This is a genomic window from Aquipseudomonas alcaligenes, from assembly GCF_003205495.1.
Lineage (GTDB): Bacteria > Pseudomonadota > Gammaproteobacteria > Pseudomonadales > Pseudomonadaceae > Aquipseudomonas > Aquipseudomonas alcaligenes_B.
In genome coordinates this window covers 357,459-381,303 of sequence record NZ_QJRX01000001.1, presented here as the reverse complement: position 1 = coordinate 381,303, position 23,845 = coordinate 357,459, and the positions used below count along the sequence as shown (strand labels likewise).

Here is a 23,845-nt window from a genome sequence, read left to right as displayed (position 1 = left end):
GGAAATGGATGTCCCGGGTCAAGGAAGACAGACCGCGCCAGGATGGCAGACGATAGGATGTCGGAAGGTCATAAAAAAACCGCCTCGGCGGGTTTTTTGTTGCCTGTGATTCCATGCAGGCCCGGCGTCAGCACTGGCTCAAGATTCAGCGAGCCGGCTGTCACCTCGAGCGAGGCGACAGCCGGAGCGGATCAGGCCCACCAGTAGCGCACGAAGTGGAAGAAGATCGGTGCGGCGAAGCACACCGAGTCCATGCGGTCGAGCATGCCGCCATGACCTTCGATCATGTGCCCCCAGTCCTTCACCCCGCGGTCGCGCTTGATCGCCGACATCACCAGGCCGCCGGCGAAGCCCAGCAGGTTGACGGTCAGCGCCATCAGCGCCGCCTGCCAGAAGCTGAACGGGGTGATCCAGAACAGCGAGGCACCGACCAGACTGGCCAGGGCCACGCCGCCGACAAAGCCTTCCACCGTCTTCGAGGGCGACAGTTTGGGCGCGATCTTGCGCTTGCCGGCCAGCTTGCCACAGACGTACTGCAGCACGTCCGAGAGCTGCACGACGATGATCAGCCAGGCGATCAGCAGCAGGTTGCGTCCCTCGTAACCGGGAATATCCAGGGACAACAGCGCCGGCACGGCGGACACGCAGTACACCGCGATCATCAGCCCCCACTGCACTTCCGAGGCGCGTTCGAGGAAGCGCGTGGTATCGCCGCCCAGCGAGGCGAGGATCGGCAGCAGGAGGAATAGGTAGACCGGGATGAAAATGGCGAACAGGCCGTACCAGTCCAGGGCGATCAGCAGGTACTGCATCGGCAGCGCGAAGTAGAAGGCCGCCACCAGTGCCGGATAGTCGCTGCGCCGGGTCGGCGTCAGGGTGAGGAACTCGCGCAGGGCGTAGAAGGACACGAAGTAGAACAGCAGGATCACGCCATTGTTGCCGAACAGGAAGGCGATGCCGATGACCAGCACCATGGCCCACCAGGCGTCGATCCGCGCGTTGAGGTTCTCGATCACCGCGTTGGGTACTTCGCCGGCGCGCCGGCGCAGGACGCGGGCGATCAGGGTGGCGAGCAGCAGTACGGCACCGATTCCGGCGAACAGCAGGATTGTATTGCGATCCATCTCAGACTACCTCCGGGGCCAGATCCAGCAGGGCATTGCGGGCGCGTTCGAGGAACGCTGCCTTGTCCTCCCCTTCCTGGCGTTCGAGCGGTGCGCCGAAGCTCAGGGTACACAGCAGCGGCAGTGGCAGCGCCCTGCCCTTGGGCATCACCCGGTTGAGATTGGCGATCCACACCGGCACCAGTTCCACATCGGGTTTGGCCTGCGCCAGGTGGTACAGGCCGCTCTTGAACGGCAGCAGCTGTTCCTCGGTGAGGTTGCGGGTGCCCTCGGGGAAGATGATCAGCGAGTCGCCCTGTTCCAGCGCATCGAGCATCGGCTGCAGCGGGTTGGCGTTGGGATCGCTGCGGTCGCGGTCGACCAGCACGCCGTTGAACACGTCGCGGATCAGGAAACGGCGCAGGTCGCCCTGCATCCAGTAGTCGGAGCCGGCCACCGGCCGGGTACTGCGGCGCAGCTCCGGCGGCAGCGAGGCCCAGAGCAACACGAAGTCGCCGTGGCTGCTGTGGTTGGCGTAGTACAGGCGTTGTACTGGCTGGGCCGTGCAGCCCAGCCAGAGGGCGCGGGCGCCGGTCAGCAGGCGAGCTGCCGAGGTGATGGCGAAGGCAGTGAGCGAAGCGAGCATGGATATGACTCCTTTATCCAGCCAGGGAAAGCCAGGGGGTGGCAAGAATGACGACCAGGGCCAGCAACAGCTGCGCCACCAGCCAGGCCGCCTGCAGGCGCAGCAGACGGAGCGCGGCGCGGCTACGTTGCAGCCAGTCGCGAGGCGCAGCGTCGGTGGGTTGCAGGCCAAGGCTGTGCAGTGCCTGGTCGAGGTCGGTGGTGTGCATGGCGAGGCGAGCGGCATCGCCGGCCAGACGAGTGAACAGCTCGGCGTCCAGTGCCACGCGGATGGCCCAGTATTTCTGTGCCAGGCCGAGCATCACCAGCAGGCCGCAGACCACAGCGCTGGCGGCGCTGGGTGGTGCACCGAGCAGCGGCGCCAGGCCATAGGCCAGGGCCAGCAGGGTCAGCGCGTTGGACAGCAGATCCAGGCCACGGCCACGGCGCAGCAGGCCGGCGACCAGGGTGAGTTGCATCTCAGAGGCCATGGGCCATCTCCAGATTCGCCGAGGGTTGCAGCAGGCCCTGCAGCGCTTTGCGCTGGGCGTCGCCAAGGACAATCCGTGGCCGTGCAGCGCGGATCATCGCGATGGCCTGCTCGACGCTGTCGGCGCGGCCGCTGTGCAGCAGCCAGGCGGCGACCAGGGTGGCGCTACGCGAATAGCCGAGTGCGCAGCAGACCAGCAGCGGACCCTGCTGGCGCAACTGTTCGATCAGCTCGGCGCCCTGACGGCAGGCTTCGCTATCGGGGGCGACCAGGTCGAGCAGCGGCAGGTTGTGATAGGTCTTGCCGGGCAGGCGCACCGGCAGCTCGGCGCTAAGGTCCAGTACCGCACTAAAGGACATGGCCTCGGCAGCAGTGGGTACACGACCGAGCCAGATGCCCTCGACCACCTGATCCGCTTGCGGGTGCTGGCGTGTCCACAGCCGCGAATTGATCCAGGCTCCGAGCAGGTAAGGCGCCAGTAGCCAGCTGCTGGCCGAACTCAGCGAGCCATCGGTGTGCTTCTGGAAGCCGGCCGCGCCGAACAGCGCGTAATTCAGCGCCACCAGCAGCAGCGATGCGCAGGGCCACAGCAGCCACAGCCAGGCGCCGCCGAGATTGACCGCCAGGGCGGCACAGATCGCGCTGCCGAGTCCGTAGCGCAGCGCCAGGCGCCAGCGCTGTGGCTCGCGTGCCAGGCGCAGGTTGTGCAGCGGGCTGCGACCATCGTGTGGCCAGAGCCAGACGCACAGCCAGCCGGCCAGGGCGCCGGTGGGGAGGTCGATAAAGTGGTGCTGCCAGGTGGTTAGCACCGACAGGCCGATCAGCGCCATCCAGCCATGCAGCAGGCCACGTAGCAGCAGGCCGCGGGTGTGCCGGGCGAACATCACCCAGATCACCACCAGCAGCGCGATGTGCAGCGAGGGCGCCTGGTTGAACGGCTTGTCGAAGCCCATCAGCACATCGAACATCCAGCCGAAGAAGCCGTCCAGCTCCGGACGCTCGAAGGTGAAGCGCAGCGGCCAGAGCAGGAAGCAGGCGACGCAGATGACCTGTGCCGCAAGCAGGCGCAGGGCGTGGCGGTCCATTTCCCGGCGCGTGGCCGGGAGCAGGAAGGACAGGCCGTAGAGCAGGTCGATCGACCAGTAGGGCACGATGCTCCAGGGCCACAGCGGCATCGCGCTTTCCCAGGCGAACACCAGGCTGCCGACATCCTCGCGCTGCGCGGTCAGCCAGTTGGCGAAGCCGTAGCTGGCGAAGAACAGCGGGCCGAGCAGCAACAGCCAGAGAACCCCGCGCTTCCACAATCCGGTTTCGCGGGCGGCCTGCATCAGGATACCCGCTGGGCCAGGGACACGCTGAAGATGCCCCATTCGTCGATGCGCTGTTCCAGCTTGCGGAAGCCGGCGGCCTCCACCAGCTGGTCCATCTCCGCCTGGCTGCGTCGGCGCATCACCCAGGCCTGGCCCTGGCGGTGGCTGGTCAGGGCGCGGGCGATCAGTTCCAGCTGTGGGTGCCAGGGCTGGCCGGTGTAGACCAGGTAGCCACCCTCCTCGACCGCTGCGGCCAGGCCGGCCAGCGAGTCGCCGATCATCTGGTTGCTGCCGAACAGCTCGTACAGGCCGGAGACCACCGCCAGCGTCGGTTTGGGATCGAGGGCAGCCAGGTCGGCTCGGTCGAAGGCATCGCCTTTGACGAAGCGGGCGATGTCACCGAGGCCCTTCTGCTCGATCAGCGCACTGCCGTCACGTACGTTGATGTCGCTGTAGTCGCGCAGCAGGATTGCGTCCGGCTTGTGCTCCAGGCCTTCGAGGGATTCGAGGATGTAGCGGCCATGGCCGGCGGCGATGTCGACGATGCGCACCGCCTTGCCCGCCTCGCGCAGCCGGCCCATGGCCAGGCGCAGCAGTTCTTCGGCATGCAGCTTGCGTTGGCGGATGCCGCGCCAGCCGATGGAGTTCAGGTAGTTGGCATCGATCAGGCGGCCCAGTGCGGACTTGCCGGACGGCTGGTTGCGGTAGACGTAGTCCAGGGTACTGCCGGAATCAAAGCCGGTTTCGAAGCCTAGCTTCACCCCATCGGACAGCCCGCTGCCGAGCTTGAGGCCGGCGCGGGTGGCGCGCCAGTACAGGTCGCCCAGAGAGTTGCGTGGCAGTGGCGCGGCCAGGCTCTCGGCCTCGGCGCAGCTCCAGCCGCAGCGGTCGGCATCCAGCAGCGAGGGACGCGCGGCCGGCTGCTCGAAACTTTCCAGGATAAAGCGTCGCGCACGCGTCAGGGCATGGCCGCGGTCGCGTTCGCCGAGGGTGTCGTGGAAGAAGCCGGGGAGGATGTGCTTCTCCTTGCGCAGGCTGCCCAGGCGCTCGAAGAACTGTTCCTGCGGTTTGCGGTGCACGACGAAGTCGGCGCCGGAGATCAGCAGCTGGGTCGGTACCTGGATCGCCTGGGCATCGGCGACCACGCGCTCGGCGGCATCATAGAGCCCCAGCAGCATATTCACCGAGATCGGCCGGGTGATCAGCGGGTCGGTCTCGAACGAGGCGATGCGCTCGGGATCGTGGCTGAGGAAGCGCGCCTTGACGTAGCTGTTGACGAAGAAGTTGCCGCGCCACTGGCGCAGCAGCTTCAGGCCCGGGCGGGCGAAGGGCACGTAGAGCTTGACCTTGAACGCCGGCGAGGCGAGCACCAGGCAGCGTACCTTGGGCGCGTAGTCGTGGGCCCAGGTGCTGATGATCACGGCACCCACGCTTTGTGCCAGCACGGCCATGTCGTACTGCTCGATGGCATGCGTCGCGCTGAGGTGATCGAGGAAGGTCTGCACATCGCGCACGCTGGTGGCGAAGCTCGGGCTGTCGCCGCGCGCGCCGGGCGACAGGCCGTGGCCGCGGGCATCCCAGGCGAAAAAGTCGTAGTCGGGCAGATCCAGCTCGGCGGGCAGGTGGGCCATGCGCCCGCCGTGCTCGTGGCCGCGGTGGAACATCACCACTGCCTTGCGCGGGCCGGCGCCGGGCTGAGTGGCGGGCCAGTGGCGGTAGAGCAGCTCCACGCCATCGTGGGTGAGGAAGACAGCCGTCTTGCAGTCGCGCATCGAAATATCCTTATTCCGATTGAGAGGTTTGTGCCACCTCGGCCAGGCCTTGGCGCACGCGGTTGACCAGAGTCGCCAGCAGCAACAGCAGGATCACGGCCAGCAGCCCGTTTATCCAAGACGACGGCAACAGGCCGGACGCCACACCGGCGCCCAGCACACCGAAGCAGAAGGCGCGGTCGCTCTTGCCCATGGGGCCGTCGTAGCGGCGCGAGGCACCGACCATCGGGCCGAGCACGCCGGCGTACTCGCTGATCACCGCCAGTACCACCACCAGTACCACCAGGGTCGGCGAAACGCCGGCGAGCAGGGCGAAGGGCAGGTACAGGGCGCTGTCGGCGACCACGTCACTCAGCTCGTTGAGGTAGGCGCCGAGTTTGGACTGCTGGCCGAACTCGCGGGCGATCATGCCGTCCACGGCGTTCAGCGCCATGCGCAGCAGCATCCACAGCGGAATCAGGGCGAACAGCCAGGTGTGCTGTGGCAGCCAGGCCAGCAGCGCGCCGAGCAGCACGGACACCGCGGCGGCGGCGAGGGTCACCTGGTTGGCGGTGACGCCCCGCGCATACAGGCGCTGCACACCGGGGCGCAGTAGGTTCTGGAAGCGGGGCTTGAGCTGGTAGATCGACGGCATGAAGCGAAATCCCTTTCCCGTTGCGTTCCGGCTAGCTTAACCGCTTTGCCGGGCTGGCGTTCCGCGCAGAACGTGCGGTGCTGCGCGAAAAACTTATACCCCGCTGGATGCCGTCCGTGGTCAAGCAAGAGAGTCTTTTAAATCAATCAGTTAGCAGTATTGATGGCACTCTGCCGGTATTTCCTGCACAGCTTATCCACAGGCGTGTCAGGCGATGCCCGACGCACTTTCGGAGACGACTTGAGGCGCCACGCCGCTGATCTGTTGCTGGGTCTGGGCCACCCAGGCGTAGGCGCGCTCATTGAGCTCGGCAATGGCGCGCGGGCCCTCGCCCTCGGCGTGCATGATCGGGCCTATGACCACCTGGATGGTGCCCGGGTACTTGGCCCAGCCGTGCTTGGGCCAGAATTCGCCGGCGTTGTGGGCGATCGGCAGTACCGGCAGGCCGGCGTTCACCGCCAGGGCGGCGCCGCCGCGGGAGAACTTGCCGATCTGCCCCGGTGGAATGCGCGTGCCCTCGGGGAAGATCAGCACCCAGGCGCCCTGCTTGATGCGTTCGTCGCCCTGCTTGGCCAGCTGCTTGAGGGCGGCCTTGGGGTTGCGGCGGTCGATGGCGATGGGCTTGAGCATGGCCATGGCCCAGCCGAAGAACGGCACATACAGCAGTTCGCGCTTCACCACCTGCGACAGCGGTTCGAACAGCGCGGAGAGGAAGAAGGTTTCCCAGGTGCTCTGGTGCTTGGCCAGGATCACGCAGGGTTGCTGCGGGATGTTTTCCAGGCCGCGGACTTCGTAGTGGATGCCCGCCACCACCTTGGCCAGCCAGGTGGCGCAGCGGCACCAGGCCTGGATCACTAGGCGGTAGCGCGCGCGGAACGGTAGGAAAGGCGCGATGAACACGCAGAGGATGCACCAGAAGAAGGAGCTGGAGGACAGCAGCAGGTAGAAGAAGAAGGTTCTGATGGCCTGCACTGTCGTCATGGGGGCTCGCGTTCTCTAGAGAAGAAGCTGATCGGCTATCGCCGCCAGATCATCGAATATCAGGGTTCCCGCTGGCAATGGCTTGGCCAGGGTGCGCTGGCCCTTGCCGGTCTTCACCAGCACGGGTTGGCAATGGACGGCCAGCGCCGCTTCCAGGTCACCGCTGCTGTCGCCGACGAACCAGACGCCTGCCAGTTCCGTGCCGTAGTGCGCGGCGATCTGCTGCAGCATGCCGGGTTTGGGCTTGCGGCAGGTGCAGCCGTCGTCCGGGCCGTGCGGGCAATGCACGATCAGGCCGACTTCGCCACCCTGCTCCGCTACCAACTGGCGCAGGCGCGCATGCATGGACTCCAGCGTGGCCAGGTCGTAATAGCCACGGGCCAGGCCCGACTGGTTGGTGGCCACGGCCACGGTCCAGCCGGCCTGGCTGAGGCGGGCGATGGCATCGATCGAACCGGGGATGGGAATCCACTCGTCGAGCGACTTGATGTAGGCGTCGGAGTCTTCGTTGATGACGCCGTCGCGGTCGAGAATCAGCAGTTTCATGCAATGTCCCGGGTGACCGGGCGGCAGGGCCGCCCGGTATGCCCGTCAGCCCAGCAGGGAGATATCGGCGACGCCGAGGAACAGGCCGCGCAGCTGGTTCAGCAGCGCCAGGCGGTTGGCCCGCACGGCAGCGTCCTCGGCATTGACCATCACCGCGTCGAAGTAGGCATCCACCGGCTCGCGCAGGCTGGCCAGCTGGGCCAGGGCCTCGCGGTAGCAGCGCGCGGCGGCCATCGGCGCCACGGCCTGGGCGGCGGCAGCCACGGCCTGGGCCAGGGTCTGCTCGGCGCCGGCTTCCAGCAGCTTGGCGTCCACCACAGCCGGCAGCTGGCCTTCGGCCTTGGCCAGGATGTTCGACACGCGCTTGTTGGCGGCGGCCAGGGCGGCGGCCTGCGGCAGCTGGCGGAAGGCCTGCACGGCCTGTACGCGCTGGTCGAAGTCCAGTGGTGCGGCCGGGCTCAGGGCGCGCACGGCCTGGTATACGGCCACGTCCACGCCTTCGTCCTCGTAGCGTGCACGCAGGCGGTCGAAGATGAAGTCCAGCACCTGCGGCGCCAGGCCCTCGGCCTTGACCTTGTCGCCATACAGGCCGATGGCGAAGCCAACGGCCTCGACCAGGTCGAGGTCCAGCTGCTTCTCGATCAGGATGCGCAGCACGCCCAGTGCGGCGCGGCGCAGGGCGTAGGGGTCCTTGGAACCGGTCGGCAGCATGCCGATACCGAAGATGCCGACCAGGGTGTCGAGCTTGTCGGCCACGGCCACGGCGGCGCCGGTCAGGGTCTGCGGCAGTTCGGCGCCGGCGCCGCGCGGCATGTACTGCTCGTTCAGCGCCTGGGCCACGTCTTCCGGCTCGCCGTCATGCTTGGCGTAGTAGTAGCCGGCGATGCCCTGCATTTCCGGGAACTCGCCGACCATCTCGCTGGCCAGGTCGCACTTGGACAGGATGCCGGCGCGCGCGGCGCGGCTGGCGTCACCGCCGATACGCTCGGCGATGAAGGCGGCGAGTTTCGACACGCGCTCGGCCTTGTCGAACACGCTGCCGAGCTGGGCCTGGAACACCACGTTGGCCAGGCGCTCGTTGCGTTGCTCCAGGGGCTGGCGCTTGTCCTGCTTGAAGAAGAACTCGGCGTCGGTCAGGCGCGGGCGCACCACCTTCTCGTTGCCGGCGACGATCTGCGCCGGGTCCTTGCTCTCGATGTTGGCCACGGTGATGAAGCGCGGCAGCAGCTTGCCGTTGCCGTCGACCAGGCAGAAGTACTTCTGGTTGTCCTGCATGGTGGCGATCAGGGCTTCCTGGGGCACCTCGAGGAAGCGTTCCTCGAAGGAGCAGACCAGCGGCACCGGCCACTCGACCAGGGCGGTCACCTCATCCAGCAGCGCCGGCGGCACTATGGCGCTGCCGTTCTCGGCCTTGGCCAGTTCCTCGACGCGCTTGGCGATCTGCTCGCGGCGTTTGGCGAAGTCGGCGACCACGAAGGCGCCGCGCAGGTCGTGGGAGTAGCTGGCCGGGCTCTCGATCGCCACCTCGTAGTTGGCGTGGAAGCGGTGGCCGCGGGACAGGCGCCCGGCCTTCTGGGCGAGGATCTCGCAGTCGACCACGTGCTGGCCGAACAGCATGACCAGCCACTGGGTCGGACGGACGAACTCTTCCTTGCGCGCGGCCCAGCGCATGCGCTTGGGGATCGGCAGCTCATTCAGGGAGGCTTCGACTATGCCCGGCAGCAGGCTGACGGTGCTCTGCCCGGCGATGCTCTGGCTGAACTTCAGCTTCGGGCCGCTCTGGTCGATCTGGCTCAGCTCGACGCCGCACTTCTTGGCGAAGCCGAGGGCGGCCTGGGTCGGGTTGCCGTCCTTGTCGAAGGCGGCCTGCACGGGCGGGCCATCGAGGTTGACGGTACGGTCCGGCTGCTGGCTGGCCAGGGCCTCGACCAGCACGGCCAGGCGGCGCGGCGCGGCGTAGTAGCGGGCGCTCTGGTAGCCCAGGCCGGCGGCCTTGAGGCCTTTCTCGACGCCCGCCAGGAAGGCCTCGCCGAGGCTCTTCAGGGCCTTGGGTGGCAGCTCTTCGGTGCCCAGTTCGACCAGGAAATCATGTGCACTCATTCTGCAATCTCCAGCTTGGCCAGGACTTCGTCACGCAGTTCGGGGGTGGCCATCGGGAAGCCGAGCTTGGCGCGGGCCAGCAGGTAGCTCTGGGCGATATTCCGTGCCAGGGTGCGCACGCGCAGGATGTACTGCTGGCGTGCGGTCACCGAGATGGCGCGACGGGCGTCGAGCAGGTTGAAGCTGTGCGAGGCCTTGATCACCATTTCGTAGGCCGGCAGCGGCAGCTGCAGCTCCATCAGGCGGTTGGCTTCGGACTCGTAGAAGTCGAACAGGTCGAACAGCTTGTCGACGTTGGCGTGCTCGAAGTTGAAGGTGGACTGCTCCACTTCGTTCTGGTGGAACACGTCGCCGTAGGTGACCTTGCCGAACGGGCCGTCGGAGTAGACCAGGTCATACACCGAGTCGACACCCTGCAGGTACATGGCCAGGCGCTCGAGACCGTAGGTGATCTCGCCGGTGACCGGGTAGCACTCGACGCCACCGACCTGCTGGAAGTAGGTGAACTGGGTGACTTCCATGCCGTTCAGCCAGACTTCCCAGCCCAGGCCCCAGGCGCCGAGGGTCGGTGATTCCCAGTTGTCCTCGACGAAGCGGATGTCGTGCACCAGGGTGTCGACGCCGATGCGGCGCAGCGACTCCAGGTACAGGTCCTGGATGTTGTCCGGGTTCGGCTTCAGCACCACCTGGAACTGGTAGTAGTGCTGCAGGCGGTTGGGGTTCTCGCCGTAGCGGCCGTCGGCCGGGCGGCGCGAGGGCTGGACATAGGCGGCGTTCCAGGTCTCCGGACCGATGGCGCGCAGGAATGTGGCGGTGTGGAAGGTACCGGCACCCATTTCCATGTCGTAGGGCTGCAGGATCACGCAGCCCTGCTCGGCCCAGTAGCTCTGCAGGGCGAGGATCAGGCCTTGGAAGGTGCTCACGTCGGGCTTGTTCTGGCTCACGAATTTCACCGGTATCGAGGCGTTGGCGTAAAGCCGCGCAGTATACCCCAAGGGCGGCGGCCATGAGCCCCGCGCGGCGTGCGCCATTTCCAGGCTTTAAACTGTATTTGCATACAGTATTGTTCGGCTATAGTTCGGCTCGACCTCCTTATCAGGTGCCACTGCCATGCCGCGCTGTTTCTGGTGCAACGACGACCCGCTGTACATCGCCTACCACGACCAGGAATGGGGCGTGCCGCTGCGCGATGCCGAGCGCCTGTTCGAGCTGCTGCTGCTGGAAGGCTTCCAGGCCGGGCTGGCGTGGATCACCGTGCTGAAGAAGCGCGAGCGCTATCGCCAGGTGCTGTGGAACTTCGACGTGCAGCGCCTGGCGCAGATGAGCGATGCGGAGATCGAGGTGCTGATGCAGGACCCCGGCATCATCCGCAACCGCCTCAAGCTCAGGGCCGCGCGGCAGAATGCGCAGGCCTGGCTGCAGCTGGACGACCCGGTGGCGCTGCTCTGGTCCTTCGTCGGCGGCGCGCCGAGGATCAACCATTTCAGCGGCCGCCACGAGGTGCCGGCGGTGACGCCGGAGGCCGATGCGATGAGCAAGGCCCTGAAGAAGCTGGGCTTCACCTTCGTCGGGCCGACCATCTGCTATGCCTACATGCAGGCGGCCGGCATGGTCATGGACCATACGACCGACTGCGACCGCTATCACGCACTGCGAGGCTGAACCCGGCGGTCACAGCCGTTACAATGCCGGCCTTCGCAGATTCGGGAGTGCTCAGTGGAGAAGCTCAAAGGCGCCCTGGTAGTGGGTTTTCTTCGCGTGTTCGCGCTGCTGCCCTGGCGTGCCGCGCAGGCGGTCGGCAGTGCCATCGGCTGGCTGATGTGGAAGCTGCCCAACCGCTCGCGCGAGGTGGTGCGCATCAACCTGGCCAAGTGCTTCCCGCAGCTGGACGAGGCCGAGCGCGAGCGCCTGGTAGGACAGAGCCTCAGGGATATCGGCAGGACCCTGACCGAAAGCGCCTGCGCCTGGATCTGGCCGGCGCGCAAGTCGTTGCAGCTGATTCGCCAGGTCGATGGCAGCGAGGTGCTGCAGCGCGCGCTGGCATCCGGCAAAGGCGTGGTGCTGATCAGCAGCCACCTGGGCAACTGGGAACTGCTGCTGCAGTACGTCTGCTCGCTGTGCCAGCCGAGCATCCTGTACCGCCCGCCCAAGCTCAAGGCGGTCGACGAGCTGCTGATCCGCCAGCGCACCCAGCTGGGCAACGAGCTGGCGCCCTCGACCAAGGAAGGCATCCTCAGCCTGATCAAGCGCCTGCGCAAAGGCGGCGTGATCGGCATCGCCGCCGATCCCGAGCCGAGCCTGTCCAGCGGCGTGTTCGTGCCCTTCTTCGGCGTGCCGACCCTGACCAGCAAGTTCGTGCCTTCGCTGGTGCTGGGGCGCAAGGCCGAGGCCGTATTCATGCATGCCCTGCGCCTGGACGATGGCAGCGGCTACCGGGTGGTCATCGAGGAAGCCCCCGAGGCGCTGTATGGCGAGGATATCGAGGCGGCCGTGGCGGCACTGAATGCCGGTATCGAGAAGCAGGTGCGCGTAGCGCCCAGCCAGTACATGTGGAGCATGAAGCGCTTCAAGAAGCGCCCACAGGGCGAGAAGAAGTGGTATTGATGCGCCAGGCGATAGCTATTACCGTCTGAACCATTCGCTGCAGATCAACGGGACTGGCATGGACAACAAGCGCGAGCACAAGCGTACCCCGCTCAAGGTCCAGCTGCGCATCGACCACCCGCTGCACGGCCAGATGCTGGTGACCACCCGCGACATTTCCGAGAGTGGCGTGTTCGTGGTGATCGATGATGCCCAGCGCCTGCTGCAGATCGGCGAGGTGTTCAACGGCCAGGTCCAGGGCCTGCCGATGGAGGCCCCGGTGGTGCAGCTGCGCGTGGTGCGCTTCGAGCCCAGCGGAGTGGCGCTGGTGTTCCAGCGCGACTGAGCCTCAGTCTTCCTGCTCTTGCTGGCTGGCGGCGGCCTTCTCCAGGCGCCGCAGGAACACCGTCATTTCCTTTTCCGTCTGCTTGTCGCCGCGCCTGCGCGCCACCTCCAGGCCGTTGTGCCAGGCCTGGCGCGCCTCCTCCAGCATGCCCTGGCGCTGGCAGGCCTGGCCCAGCAGTTTCCACGCCGCCGAGTAGTTGGGGTCGAAGCCCAGGCACTTCTGCAGGTGCTCGGCGGCCCGCTCGGCATCGCCGCCGTCGAGGTAGGCCTTGCCCAGGCCGAAGCGCAGCAGGGCGTTGTCCACCCCGCGGGCCAGCAGTCTTTCCAGTGAGTCGGGCGTGGTCATGCGCGGGACCTCGGCGGCGGCATCAGAAGAAGGTCAGGCCGACCTGGAACAGGCGCTCCACGTCGCGGATGTACTTCTTGTCGACCAGGAACAGGATCACGTGGTCGCCGGACTCGATGATGGTGTCGTCGTGGGCGATCAGCACTTCCTCGTCGCGGATCACCGCGCCGATGGTGGTGCCCGGCGGCAGGGCGATGTCCTCGATCATGCGGCCGATCACCTTGCTCGACTTGGCGTCGCCGTGGGCGATCGCCTCGATGGCTTCCGCCGCACCGCGGCGCAGGCTGTGCACGCTCTCGATATCGCCGCGGCGCACGTGGGTCAGCAGGGTGCCGATGGTGGCCAGCTGCGGGCTGATGGCGATGTCGATCTCGCCGCCCTGGACCAGGTCGACGTAGGCCGGGTTGTTGATGATGGTCATCACCTTGCGCGCGCCCAGGCGCTTGGCCAGCAGCGAGGACATGATGTTGGCCTCGTCGTCGTTGGTCAGGGCGAGGAAGATGTCGGCGTCGTTGATGTTCTCTTCCACCAGCAGGTCGCGGTCCGAGGCGCTGCCCTGCAGCACCACGGTGCTTTCCAGGTTCTCCGAGAGGTAGCGGCAGCGCGCCGGGTTCATCTCGATGATCTTCACCTGGTAGCGGCTCTCGATGGCCTCGGCCAGGCGCTCGCCGATATGCCCGCCACCGGCGATGACGATGCGCTTGTAGCTGTCCTCGAGGCGCCGCAGTTCGCTCATTACCGCGCGGATATGGGCCTTGGCGGCGATGAAGAACACCTCGTCGTCGGCTTCGATCACCGTGTCGCCCTGCGGCATGATCGGCCGGTTGCGCCTGAAGATGGCGGCCACGCGGGTGTCGACGTTGGGCATGTGCTCGCGCAACTGGCGCAGCTGCTGGCCGACCAGCGGGCCGCCGTAGTAGGCCTTGACCGCCACCAGCTGGGCCTTGCCCTCGGCGAAGTCGATGACCTGCAGGGCGCCGGGGTACTCGATCAGGCGCTTGATGTAGTTGGTCACCACCTGTTCCGGGCTGATCAGCACGTCGACCGGGATGGCCTCGTTGTCGAACAGCGCCTCGCGGGTCAGGTAGGCCGACTCGCGCACCCGGGCGATCTTGGTCGGGGTGTGGAACAGGGTGTAGGCCACCTGGCAGGCGACCATGTTGACCTCGTCGCTGTTGGTCACCGCCACCAGCATGTCGGCGTCGTCGGCGCCGGCCTGGCGCAGCACGGTGGGAAAGGAGCCGCGGCCGACCACGGTGCGGATGTCCAGGCGGTCGCCGAGGTCGCGCAGGCGGTCGGCATCGGTGTCGACCACGGTGATGTCGTTGGCCTCGCCGGCCAGGTGCTCCGCCAGGGTTCCGCCGACCTGGCCGGCGCCGAGAATGATGATTTTCATCGGGGTTCCTTCCTCAGCCGCGCGGTGCGGCGGCGATCTTGATCAGCTTGGCATAGTAGAAGCCGTCGTGGCCGTCGGCCTGCGGCAGCAGCTGGCGCCCGTGGGCCTGCTTGAGGCCGAAGGTGCCAGGGATGTCCAGTTCGCGCGCGCCCGGCGTGCGTTGCAGGAAGGCGGCGATGTTGTCGCTGTTCTCCTGCGGCAGCACCGAACAGGTGGCGTAGAGCAGCACGCCGCCGACTGCCAGGGTCGGCCACAGGGCGTCGAGCAGCTCGCCCTGCAGCTGGGCCAGGGCGGCGATGTCCTCTTCCTTGCGGGTCAGCTTGATGTCCGGGTGGCGGCGGATCACCCCGGTGGCCGAGCAGGGGGCGTCGAGCAGGATGCGCTGGAACGGCTGGCCGTCCCACCAGACCTTGGTCGCACGGCCGTCGGCGGCGATCAGGGTGGCCTTGAGCCGCAGGCGCTCGAGGTTTTCCTGCACCCGCGCCAGGCGCGCCGGTTCCAGGTCCAGGGCGATGACTTCCTGCAGGCCCGGCTCGGCTTCGAGCAGGTGACAGGTCTTGCCGCCGGGGGCGGCGCAGGCGTCCAGCACGCGCTGGCCGGACACCAGGTCGAGCAGCTCGGCGGCCAGCTGGGCGGCCTCGTCCTGTACGCTGACGCGGCCCTCTAGGAAGCCCGGCAGGCCCTTCACGTCGCAGGGCTGCAGCAGACGGATACCGTCGCGGCTGAAGGTGCAGGGCTCGGCTTCGATGCCGGCGCAACGCAGCTCGGCCAGATAGGCGTCGCGGCTGCCATGGCGGCGATTGATCCGCAGGATCAGCGGCGGGTGCTGGTTGTTGGCGGCGCAGATGGCCTGCCAGTGCTCGGGCCAGTCGGCCTTCAGGCGCTTCTGCAGCCAGCGCGGGTGCGCCGTGTGCAGCACCGGGTCGCGCTCCAGTTCGGCGAACAGCACCTCATGGTCGCGCTGGGCGTTGCGCAGCACGGCGTTGAGCAGGCCCTTGAGCGAGGATTTCTTCAGCTTGTCGACGCAGGCCACCGTCTCGCCGATGGCGGCATGGGCGGGGATGCGGGTGTACAGCAGCTGGTACAGGCCGACCAGCAGCAGCGCTTCGACATCGCGGTCGGCGGCCTTGAACGGCTTCTGCAGCAGCTTGTCGGCGAGCAGCTGCAGGCGTGGCTGCCAGCGCGCGGTACCGAAGGCCAGGTCCTGGGCCAGGCCGCGGTCGCGCTGCTCGACCCTGTCCAGCAGCGGCGGCAGGCTGCTGCCCAGCGAGGCCTTGCCGTTGAGCACGGCGGCCAGGGCGCGGGCGGCGGCCAGGCGTGGGTTCATTGTCCCAGCACCAGGCCGGCGGCAAACTGCTCGCGGCGGCTGTTGTACAGGTCGGCGAAGGCCAGCGGCTTGCCGCCGGGCAGCTGCAGGCGGGTCAGGCGCAGGGCGCCCTCGCCGCAAGCCACGGTCAGGCCGCTCTTGTCGGCGGCGAGGATGCTGCCGGGTTGGCCGCTGCCCTCACCCAGTTGCGCGGCGTGGATTTTCAGCGGTTCGCCATTCAGCGTGCTGTGGCAGAGCGGCCAGGGGTTGAAGGCGCGCACCAGGCGCTCCAGCTCGACGGCCGGGCGGCTCCAGTCGAGGCGCGCCTCGTCCTTGTTCAGCTTGTGCGCGTAGGTGGCCAGGCTGTCGTCCTGTACTTCGCCGTGCAGTTCGCCGGCGGCCAGCTTGGCCACGGCCTCGACCACGGCGGCCGAGCCCAGCTGGGCCAGGCGGTCGTGCAGGCTGCCGCCGGTGTCCTCGGCGGTGATGGTGGTGCTGACCTTGAGCAGCATGGGGCCGGTGTCTAGGCCCGCCTCCATCTGCATCACGGTGACGCCGCTGCTGGCGTCGCCAGCCTCGATCGCGCGCTGGATCGGTGCGGCGCCGCGCCAGCGCGGCAGCAGCGAGGCATGGCTGTTGATGCAGCCCAGGCGCGGGGTATCCAGCACCACCTGCGGCAGGATCAGGCCGTAGGCCACCACCACCATCAGGTCCGCCTCGAGCGCGGCCAGTTCGGCCTGGGCCGCCGGATCGCGCAGGGTCTGTGGTTGGTACACGGCGATGCCGTGCTGCAGGGCCAGCTGCTTGACCGGGCTGGGCGCAAGCTTCTGCCCGCGGCCGGCGGGGCGATCCGGCTGGGTATAGACGGCGACGATCTGCCGGCCCGCATCGAGCAGGGCCTGCAGGTGCTGGGCGGCGAATTCCGGGGTGCCGGCGAAGACGATGCGCATGGATCACTCACTGCATGATAAGAAAAAGGCTTGCCGCAGCAAGCCTTTGGGGTGGTCGGGATCAAGCCTGCTGGCGGTGCTGTTTTTCCAGCTTCTTCTTGATCCGGTCACGCTTGAGGCTGGACAGGTAGTCGACGAACAGCTTGCCGTTGAGGTGGTCGCACTCGTGCTGGATGCACACGGCGAGCAGGCCCTCGGCGATCAGCTCGTAGGGCGTGCCGTCGCGCTCCTGGGCCCTGATCCGCACCTTCTGCGGACGGTCTACATTTTCGTAGAAGCCGGGCACCGACAGGCAGCCTTCCTGGTACTGGTCCATCTGCTCGGTCAGCGCCTCGAACTCGGGGTTGATGAACACCCGCGGCTCGGACTGGTCCTCGGACAGGTCCATCACCACCACGCGCTTGTGCACGTTGACCTGGGTGGCGGCCAGGCCGATACCGGGGGCGGCATACATGGTCTCGAACATGTCGTCGACCAGCTTGGAGAGGGCCGCGTCGAACACGGTCACCGGCTTGGCGATGGTGCGCAGGCGCGGATCGGGGAATTCGAGGATGTTGAGAATCGCCATGGCTGTTTGTGATGCACTTGTGGAATAAAGTAAAAAACCGCTGCTAAGATGATGAACAGCTTTGAAAAACGGCTCGGAAGCCGCGACTTCTGCGGCTTACAGGCGCCAGCCACATAATAAAGGGATTCACCGCATGAGGAAATCACTACTCGCCCTGTTGCTGGTCGCCGCGGGCGGTCTGGCGCAGACCGGCCTGGTCCAGGCAGCCGTCCAGCTCAAGGAAGGTCATCCCGACCGCTACACCGTGGTTAAGGGCGACACCCTGTGGGATATCTCCGGCAAGTTCCTCAGCCAACCCTGGAAGTGGCCCGAGCTGTGGCACGCCAACCCGCAGATCGAGAACCCCCACCTGATCTACCCGGGTGACACCCTGAGCCTGGTGTATATCGACGGCCAGCCGCGCCTGATGCTCAACCGCGGCGAATCGCGCGGCACCATCAAGCTGTCGCCGCAGGTGCGCAGCACGCCGATGGCCCAGGCCATTCCGACCATCCCGCTGGAGGCGATCAACAGCTTCCTGCTGAGCAACCGCATCGTCGACACCGCAGAGGACTTCAATGCCCGCCCCTACGTGGTGGCCGGCAACGCCGAGCGCGTGGTCAGCGGCGCCGGTGATCGCATCTACGCCCGCGGCAGTTTCGAGGATGGCCAGGCGGTCTACGGCATCTTCCGCCAGGGCAAGATCTACACCGACCCGGAGACCGATGAGTTTCTCGGCATCAACGCCGACGACATCGGCACCGGCGAGGTGGTGGCCGAGGAGGGTGACATCGCCACCCTCAGCCTGAGCCGCTCGACCCAGGAAGTGCGCCTGGGCGATCGCCTGTTCCCCACCGAGGAGCGCGCGGTCAACTCCACCTTCATGCCCAGCGAGCCGGCCACCGAGGTCGACGGCGTGATCCTCGACGTGCCGCGCGGGGTCAACCGTGTCGGCCAGTTCGATGTGGTGACCATCAACAAGGGCAAGATCGACGGCCTCAACGAAGGCAACGTGCTGGCCGTGTACAAGACCGGCGAGACCGTGCGCGACCGCGTCACCGGCGAGTCGGTGAAGATCCCGGACGAGCGCTCGGGCCTGCTGATGGTGTTCCGCACCTACGAGAAGCTCAGCTACGGCCTGGTCCTGTACGCCACCCGCGACCTGGCCCTGATGGACAAGGTGAAGAACCCGTAACACCCCGAACCCCCGCCCAGTGCGGGGGTTCTGCTTTATGCACCACGATCAGGGACGATCGCCATGCACAACCTTTCCCCCGCCGAACTGGAGGCGCGCCTGCGCCTGCACGGCCTGCCGGAGCTCGGCCCGCGGCGCTTCCGTCGCCTGCTGGAAGCCTTCGGCAGCGCCTCCGCCGCCCTCAGCGCGCCCGCCACCGCCTGGCGCGCGCTGGGCCTGCCCGGCAGCTGTGCCGAGCCCAGGCGCAGCGCAGACATCCGCGAGCAGGCCACGGCCGCCCTGCGCTGGCTGGAGCAGCCGGGCCAGACCCTGCTGATGTGGGACGATCCCGCCTACCCCGCCCTGCTGGCCGAGCTGAGCGATGCCCCGCCGCTGCTGTTCGTCGCCGGTGATCCGGGGTTGTTGGAGCGTCCGCAGCTGGCCATGGTCGGCAGTCGGCGCGCCTCGCGGTCGGGGCTGGATACCGCCCAGGCCTTTGCCCGCAGCCTGGCCGGTGGCGGCTTCGTGATCACCAGCGGCCTGGCCCTGGGTATCGACGGTGCCGCCCACCAGGGCGCGCTGGAAGCTGGCGGTGCAACGGTCGCGGTGCTCGGTACCGGCCTGCAGCGGCTCTACCCGCAGCGCCACGTCGGACTGGCCGGGCGCATTGCCGAGCAGGGTGGCGCGCTGGTTTCCGAACTGCCGCTGGACTGCCCGCCGCAGGCCAGCAACTTTCCCCGGCGTAACCGCATCATCAGCGGCCTGGCGCTCGGCGTGCTGGTGGTCGAGGCCAGTCCTTCCAGCGGCTCGCTGATCACCGCGCGCCTGGCCGCCGAGCAGGGCCGCGAGGTCTATGCGATTCCCGGCTCTATCCACCATCCCGGCGCCCGCGGCTGCCACCAGCTGATCCGCGAGGGCGCGACCCTGGTCGAGAGCGTCGAGGACATTCTCCAGGCCCTGCGTGGCTGGCAGCGCGTGACGCCGCCTGCCGCAGCCGAGGTCGATGATGCGCATCCGCTGCTGCTGGAGTTGCGCGCAGCGCCGCAGACCAGCGAGGGCCTGGCCCAGGCCTGCGACCTGCCCATCGGCGAAGTGCTGGCCATGCTCACCGAGCTGGAGCTGCAGGGTCTGGTGGCCTGCGAGGCCGGGCGCTGGGTGCATCGCGCCCGCTGAGCTGGGTAAACTCGCGGCCAGACAGACGAGGCGGCGAACATGCACAGCAGTTGGCAGGTACAGTGGGTAGCGCGGGTGGTGCGCCAGGGCGGGGTGGTCGCCTATCCCACGGAGGCGGTCTGGGGCCTAGGTTGCGATCCCTGGAACGAGCTCGCCGTCGAGCGCCTGCTGGCGCTCAAGGATCGCCCGGTGCACAAGGGCCTGATCCTGGTGGCGGACAGCATCCAGCAGTTCGACTTCCTTCTCGCTGACCTGCCCGAGCGCTGGATCGACCGTCTGGCCAGCACCTGGCCGGGACCCAATACCTGGCTGGTGCCGCACCAGGAGCGCCTGCCCGTGTGGATCACCGGCCAGCATGACAGCGTTGCCCTGCGCGTCAGCGCCCACCCCCTGGTGCGCGACCTCTGCGCCCTCACCGGGCCGCTGGTGTCGACCTCGGCCAACCCCGCCGGCCGTCCCTCGGCGCGCTCGCGCCTGCGCGTCGAGCAGTACTTCCATGGCCAGCTGGACGCCTTGCTCGGCGGCGCCCTGGGCGGGCGCAGGAACCCCAGCCTGATCCGCGACCTGCGTACGGGCGATGTGATCCGCCCGTCCTGAGGCGGGTCAGGGCAGCAGAATGGTCGAGCCTGTGGTCTGCCGGCCGCTCAGCGCGTCGTGGGCCTTGGCCACCTCGGCCAGCGGGTAGCGGCGGCCGATCTCGACCTGGATCGCGCCGCTGGCGACCAGGGCGAACAGCTCGTCGGCCATGGCCTGCAGGTTTTCCGCGGTGTTGGCGTAGTGGCCGAGGGTCGGCCGGGTGACGTAGAGCGAGCCCTTCTGCGCCAGCACGCCGAGGTTGACCCCGGTCACCGCGCCCGAGGCGTTGCCGAAGCTGACCAGCAGGCCGCGCGGCGCCACGCAGTCCAGCGAGCGTTCCCAGGTGTCCTTGCCCACCGAGTCGTACACCACCGGGCACTTGGCCCCGTCGGTCAGCTCCAGTACGCGCTGCACTACGTCCTCGCGGCTGTAGTCGATGGTCGCCCAGGCGCCGTTGGCCCGGGCCAGCGCTGCCTTCTCTGGCGACGATACGCTGCCGATCAGCTTCACCCCCAGGGCCCGCGCCCACTGGCAGGCGATCAGCCCGACGCCGCCGGCCGCGGCGTGCCAGAGGATGGTCTGCCCGGCCTCGACCCGATAGGTCTGGCGCAGCAGGTACTGCACGGTGAGGCCCTTGAGCATCAGCGCGGCGGCCTGCTCGAAGGAGATCGACTCCGGCAGCCGCACCAGGTGCTGCGCCGGTAGCACATGCAGCTCGGCGCAGGCGCCCAGCGGGCCGGTGGCATAGGCCACGCGGTCGCCGACCCGCAGGTGGCTCACCGCGCTGCCGACCGCCTCCACCTCGCCGGCCGCCTCGGTGCCCAGGCCCGAGGGCAGGCTCGGCGGAGCGTAGAGGCCGCTGCGGTAGTAGGTGTCGATGAAGTTCAGGCCGATGGCGCGGTTGCGCACGCGCACCTCGTGCGGGCCGGGCTCGCGGCTCGGCTGCTCGACCAGCTCGAGCACCTCGCTGCCGCCGTGGCGGGAAAACTGGATGCCTTTGGCCATCTGCTGCACTCCTCTGCAAGGGGTTCCATCCAAGCGCCGCGCCTGACCCCCGTCAAGCCCGGCGGAGGCGACGATGGTATGCTGGCGCCCTCTTCCGAACTGCCCGGACCCATTGCCGTGAGTGAACGTACCCAGGCCGTGAAGGCCTACCTGCTCGACCTGCAGGACCGCATCTGCGCCGCCCTCGAAGCCGAGGACGGTGGTGCCCGCTTCTTCGAGGACAGCTGGGAGCGCCCCGCCGGCGGTGGCGGCCGCACCCGGGTGATGGAGAACGGCGCGCTGATCGAGAAGGGCGGGGTGAACTTCTCCCATGTGTTCGGCGACAGCCTGCCGCCGTCGGCCAGCGCCCACCGTCCGGAACTGGCCGGGCGCGGCTTCGAGGCCATGGGCGTGTCCCTGGTGATCCACCCGGAGAACCCGCACGTGCCCACCTCCCACGCCAACGTGCGCTTCTTCAGTGCCGAGAAGGCCGGCGAAGAGCCGGTCTGGTGGTTCGGCGGCGGCTTCGACCTGACCCCCTACTACGCCGTCGAGGAAGACTGCGTGCACTGGCACCGGGTCGCCCGCGACGCCTGCGCCCCCTTCGGTGCCGAGGTCTATCCCAAGTTCAAGGCCTGGTGCGACCGCTACTTCCACCTCAAGCACCGCGGCGAGCCGCGCGGCATCGGCGGGCTGTTCTTCGACGACCTGAATGAGTGGGACTTCGACACCAGCTTCGCCTTCCTGCGCGCCATCGGTGACGCCTATATCCAGGCCTACCTGCCGATCGTGCAGCGACGCAAGGCCACGCCCTTTACCGAGGCGCAGCGCGAGTTCCAGGCCTTCCGCCGTGGCCGCTACGTCGAGTTCAACCTGGTGTTCGACCGCGGCACCCTGTTCGGCCTGCAGTCCGGCGGGCGCACCGAGTCCATTCTTATGTCGCTGCCGCCGCAGGTGCGCTGGGGCTACGACTGGAAACCCGCACCGGGCACCCCGGAGGCGCGCCTGACCGAGTACTTCCTGCAGGATCGCGACTGGCTGGCCGGCGTGTAGGACTGCTCCCTCTCCCGCTTGCGGGAGAGGGTTGGGGAGAGGGCGAGGCTGTCTTTTCCCTCTCCCCCGACCCCTCTCCCATCAATGGGCGAGGGGAGAAGAAGCTCAACTTCACAAGGATTTTCCATGGATCGCTACGGCGTCTTCGGCAACCCCATCGGCCACAGCAAGTCGCCGCTGATCCACCGCCTGTTCGCCGCGCAGACCGGCCAGGACCTGACCTACGAGGCCCTGCTGGCGCCGCTGGACGATTTTGCCGGCTATGCCCGCGCCTTCTTCGTCGAGGGCCGTGGTGGCAATGTTACCGTGCCATTCAAGGAAGAGGCCTATCGCCTGGCCGATGAGCTGAGCGAGCGCGCCCGCCGCGCCGGTGCGGTGAATACCCTGAAGAAACTCGACGACGGCCGCCTGCTCGGTGACAACACCGACGGCGCCGGCCTGGTCCGTGACCTGACGGTGAACGCCGGCCTCGACCTGGCGGGCCAGCGCATCCTCCTGCTCGGCGCCGGCGGCGCCGTGCGTGGCGTGCTGGCGCCGCTGCTGGCCGAGCGGCCGCAGAGCCTGACCATCGCCAATCGCACGGTGGCCAAGGCCGAACAGCTGGCCCACGAGTTCGCCGACCTGGGCCCGGTGGCGGCGGCCGGTTTCGACTGGCTCAGCGAGCCGGTCGACCTGATCATCAACGGCACCTCGGCCTCGCTGGCCGGAGAGCTGCCACCGATCGACCCGAGCCTGATCCAGCCCGGCCACACGGTGTGCTACGACATGATGTACGGCAAGGAGCAGACCGCGTTCAATCGCTGGGCGGCCGAGCATGGCGCGGCGCGCTGCATCGACGGCCTGGGCATGCTGGTGGAGCAGGCCGCCGAGGCCTTCTGCGTCTGGCGCGGGGTGCGCCCGGACAGCGCGCCGGTGCTGGCCGAGCTGCGTCGCCAGCTGAGCTGACATGCCCTACCTGCTGATCGTCACGGCCCTCTGGGCCTTTTCCTTCAGCCTGATCGGCGAGTACCTGGCCGGCCGCGTCGACAGCGACTTCGCCGTGCTGGTGCGGGTGCTGATCGCCGCCCTGGTGTTCCTCCCCTTCACCCTCTGGCGCGGCCTGCCGCGGCGGATGCTGGCCGGCTTCTGGCTGGCCGGGGCGCTGCAGTTCGGCATTACCTACCTGTGCCTGTACCGCAGCTTCCAGGTGCTCACGGTGCCCGAGGTGCTGCTGTTCACCGTGCTCACGCCGATCTACGTGACCCTGCTCGACGACGCCCTGGCCCGCCGCTTCAGCCCCTGGGCACTGCTCGCCGCGCTGGTGGCCGTGGGCGGCGGGGTGATCATCCGCTTCGACCGCCTGGAGGGCGACTACCTGCTCGGCTTCGTCCTGCTGCAGATCGCCAACGCCACCTTCGCCGCCGGCCAGGTGCTGTGCCGCCGCCTGCTCCTGCACTACCAGCCGGCGCAGCCGCTGCACCGCTTCTTCGGCCATTTCTTCCTCGGCGCGCTGCTGCTGGTGCTGCCCTCCTTCCTGCTGTTCGGCGATGCGCAGAAGCTGCCGCAGACGGCCGTGCAATGGGGCGTGCTGGTGTGGATGGGGCTGTTCGCCACGGCCCTGGGCCTGTACTGGTGGGTCAAGGGCAGTACGCGGGTGGACGCCGGAACCCTGGCGATCATGAACGAGCTGCACGTGCCGGCTGGCCTGCTGGTCAACCTGCTGATCTGGAACCGCGACTTCGACCTGCCGCGCCTGGCCGCCGGCGCCGTCGTCATCCTCCTGGCCATGGCCCTGCTGCGTATGGGCCGGCCCAGAGCCGGCGCGCTCGCCTGAGACGCGCAGCACACTTATACTTTTGCCATTCGCCGGCAG

Annotated in this window: 25 protein-coding genes; 9 read left to right on the top strand and 16 right to left on the bottom strand. The window is 67.9% G+C overall.

The window, feature by feature from the left end; translation table 11 throughout:
• Positions 1-191 precede the first annotated feature (191 nt).
• The 10 genes from DMO17_RS01770 to glyQ all read right to left on the bottom strand — a co-directional run bounded on the left by DMO17_RS01770 (position 192) and on the right by glyQ (position 10,504).
• Complete coding sequence (locus DMO17_RS01770; RefSeq protein WP_110680590.1) at positions 192-1,124, bottom strand: phosphatidate cytidylyltransferase; 933 nt, start codon at positions 1,122-1,124, stop codon at positions 192-194.
• 1 nt (position 1,125) lies between these two features.
• Positions 1,126-1,749 (bottom strand): lysophospholipid acyltransferase family protein, encoded by a 624-nt coding sequence (locus tag DMO17_RS01765; RefSeq protein ID WP_110680589.1) that lies wholly within the window; start codon positions 1,747-1,749, stop codon positions 1,126-1,128.
• A 13-nt stretch (positions 1,750-1,762) separates the two neighbouring features.
• Positions 1,763-2,218: a hypothetical protein gene (locus DMO17_RS01760; RefSeq protein ID WP_110680588.1), complete on the bottom strand. Its 456-nt coding sequence runs from the start codon at positions 2,216-2,218 to the stop codon at positions 1,763-1,765.
• Positions 2,208-3,545 (bottom strand): phosphatase PAP2/dual specificity phosphatase family protein, encoded by a 1,338-nt coding sequence (locus DMO17_RS01755; RefSeq protein WP_181418712.1) that lies wholly within the window; start codon positions 3,543-3,545, stop codon positions 2,208-2,210. The genes DMO17_RS01760 and DMO17_RS01755 overlap by 11 nt, the downstream gene beginning before the upstream one ends.
• Entirely contained in the window at positions 3,545-5,299 is a 1,755-nt protein-coding gene (locus DMO17_RS01750) for a bifunctional alpha/beta hydrolase/class I SAM-dependent methyltransferase (RefSeq protein ID WP_110680587.1), read from the bottom strand. Before DMO17_RS01750 ends, DMO17_RS01755 begins: the two co-directional genes overlap by 1 nt.
• Before the next feature lie 10 nt (positions 5,300-5,309).
• On the bottom strand, positions 5,310-5,933 hold the full coding sequence (locus tag DMO17_RS01745; RefSeq protein ID WP_110680586.1) for a CDP-alcohol phosphatidyltransferase family protein: 624 nt from the start codon (positions 5,931-5,933) through the stop codon (positions 5,310-5,312).
• Between the two features lie 207 nt (positions 5,934-6,140).
• Entirely contained in the window at positions 6,141-6,914 is a 774-nt protein-coding gene (locus tag DMO17_RS01740) for a lysophospholipid acyltransferase family protein (protein WP_110680585.1), read from the bottom strand.
• Between the two features lie 15 nt (positions 6,915-6,929).
• The gene (gene gmhB / locus DMO17_RS01735) at positions 6,930-7,460 is read right to left on the bottom strand and encodes a D-glycero-beta-D-manno-heptose 1,7-bisphosphate 7-phosphatase (protein ID WP_110680584.1); all 531 of its coding nucleotides are present in this window, start codon (positions 7,458-7,460) and stop codon (positions 6,930-6,932) included.
• A 45-nt stretch (positions 7,461-7,505) separates the two neighbouring features.
• The gene (glyS, locus tag DMO17_RS01730) at positions 7,506-9,560 is read right to left on the bottom strand and encodes a glycine--tRNA ligase subunit beta (protein ID WP_110680583.1); all 2,055 of its coding nucleotides are present in this window, start codon (positions 9,558-9,560) and stop codon (positions 7,506-7,508) included.
• Positions 9,557-10,504 carry a glycine--tRNA ligase subunit alpha gene (gene glyQ / locus DMO17_RS01725; protein ID WP_110680582.1) on the bottom strand — a complete coding sequence of 316 codons (948 nt, stop codon included), beginning with the start codon at positions 10,502-10,504 and terminating at the stop codon, positions 9,557-9,559. Before glyQ ends, glyS begins: the two co-directional genes overlap by 4 nt.
• A 166-nt stretch (positions 10,505-10,670) precedes the next feature.
• On the opposite strand from glyQ, the gene DMO17_RS01720 reads away from it, so the two are divergent.
• Genes DMO17_RS01720 through DMO17_RS01710 form a run of 3 tightly spaced genes read left to right on the top strand, consistent with a single transcriptional unit; the run spans position 10,671 to position 12,489 of the window.
• On the top strand, positions 10,671-11,222 hold the full coding sequence (locus DMO17_RS01720; protein WP_110680581.1) for a DNA-3-methyladenine glycosylase I: 552 nt from the start codon (positions 10,671-10,673) through the stop codon (positions 11,220-11,222).
• A 54-nt stretch (positions 11,223-11,276) separates the two neighbouring features.
• Entirely contained in the window at positions 11,277-12,164 is an 888-nt protein-coding gene (locus DMO17_RS01715; RefSeq protein ID WP_110680580.1) for a lysophospholipid acyltransferase, read from the top strand.
• A gap of 58 nt (positions 12,165-12,222) precedes the next feature.
• Positions 12,223-12,489 carry a PilZ domain-containing protein gene (locus DMO17_RS01710; protein WP_110680579.1) on the top strand — a complete coding sequence of 89 codons (267 nt, stop codon included), beginning with the start codon at positions 12,223-12,225 and terminating at the stop codon, positions 12,487-12,489.
• Between the two features lie 3 nt (positions 12,490-12,492).
• Here DMO17_RS01710 and DMO17_RS01705 read toward each other — a convergent pair whose 3' ends face one another.
• From DMO17_RS01705 to def, 5 genes are all read right to left on the bottom strand, one after another.
• Entirely contained in the window at positions 12,493-12,834 is a 342-nt protein-coding gene (locus tag DMO17_RS01705; protein ID WP_110680578.1) for a tetratricopeptide repeat protein, read from the bottom strand.
• Between the two features lie 22 nt (positions 12,835-12,856).
• Positions 12,857-14,230, bottom strand: coding sequence for a Trk system potassium transporter TrkA (trkA, locus tag DMO17_RS01700; protein WP_110680577.1), 1,374 nt, complete (start codon positions 14,228-14,230; stop codon positions 12,857-12,859).
• Between the two features lie 13 nt (positions 14,231-14,243).
• Positions 14,244-15,557, bottom strand: coding sequence for a 16S rRNA (cytosine(967)-C(5))-methyltransferase RsmB (gene rsmB, locus DMO17_RS01695; protein WP_110680576.1), 1,314 nt, complete (start codon positions 15,555-15,557; stop codon positions 14,244-14,246).
• Positions 15,554-16,486, bottom strand: a complete 933-nt coding sequence (fmt, locus tag DMO17_RS01690; protein WP_110680575.1) for a methionyl-tRNA formyltransferase — start codon at positions 16,484-16,486, stop codon at positions 15,554-15,556. The genes rsmB and fmt overlap by 4 nt, the downstream gene beginning before the upstream one ends.
• Before the next feature lie 61 nt (positions 16,487-16,547).
• Entirely contained in the window at positions 16,548-17,054 is a 507-nt protein-coding gene (gene def, locus DMO17_RS01685) for a peptide deformylase (protein WP_110680574.1), read from the bottom strand.
• Positions 17,055-17,187: 133 nt separating this feature from the next.
• Between def and DMO17_RS01680 the strand changes: the two genes are divergently transcribed.
• The 3 genes from DMO17_RS01680 (at position 17,188) to tsaC (ending at position 19,977) form a co-directional block, all read left to right on the top strand.
• The gene (locus DMO17_RS01680; protein ID WP_110680573.1) at positions 17,188-18,228 is read left to right on the top strand and encodes a LysM peptidoglycan-binding domain-containing protein; all 1,041 of its coding nucleotides are present in this window, start codon (positions 17,188-17,190) and stop codon (positions 18,226-18,228) included.
• 63 nt (positions 18,229-18,291) lie between these two features.
• The gene (dprA, locus tag DMO17_RS01675; RefSeq protein ID WP_110680572.1) at positions 18,292-19,380 is read left to right on the top strand and encodes a DNA-processing protein DprA; all 1,089 of its coding nucleotides are present in this window, start codon (positions 18,292-18,294) and stop codon (positions 19,378-19,380) included.
• 39 nt (positions 19,381-19,419) lie between these two features.
• The gene (gene tsaC, locus DMO17_RS01670) at positions 19,420-19,977 is read left to right on the top strand and encodes an L-threonylcarbamoyladenylate synthase type 1 TsaC (RefSeq protein ID WP_110680571.1); all 558 of its coding nucleotides are present in this window, start codon (positions 19,420-19,422) and stop codon (positions 19,975-19,977) included.
• 6 nt (positions 19,978-19,983) lie between these two features.
• Here tsaC and DMO17_RS01665 read toward each other — a convergent pair whose 3' ends face one another.
• Positions 19,984-20,961: a quinone oxidoreductase family protein gene (locus DMO17_RS01665; RefSeq protein ID WP_110680570.1), complete on the bottom strand. Its 978-nt coding sequence runs from the start codon at positions 20,959-20,961 to the stop codon at positions 19,984-19,986.
• A gap of 78 nt (positions 20,962-21,039) precedes the next feature.
• Between DMO17_RS01665 and hemF the strand changes: the two genes are divergently transcribed.
• The 3 genes from hemF (at position 21,040) to DMO17_RS01650 (ending at position 23,806) form a co-directional block, all read left to right on the top strand.
• Positions 21,040-21,993: an oxygen-dependent coproporphyrinogen oxidase gene (gene hemF / locus DMO17_RS01660; RefSeq protein WP_375537998.1), complete on the top strand. Its 954-nt coding sequence runs from the start codon at positions 21,040-21,042 to the stop codon at positions 21,991-21,993.
• A gap of 126 nt (positions 21,994-22,119) precedes the next feature.
• A complete protein-coding gene (gene aroE, locus DMO17_RS01655; RefSeq protein ID WP_110680569.1) occupies positions 22,120-22,938 on the top strand; it encodes a shikimate dehydrogenase in 819 nt (272 codons plus the stop codon).
• Position 22,939: 1 nt separating this feature from the next.
• Positions 22,940-23,806, top strand: coding sequence for a carboxylate/amino acid/amine transporter (locus DMO17_RS01650; protein ID WP_110680568.1), 867 nt, complete (start codon positions 22,940-22,942; stop codon positions 23,804-23,806).
• Positions 23,807-23,845 lie beyond the last annotated feature (39 nt).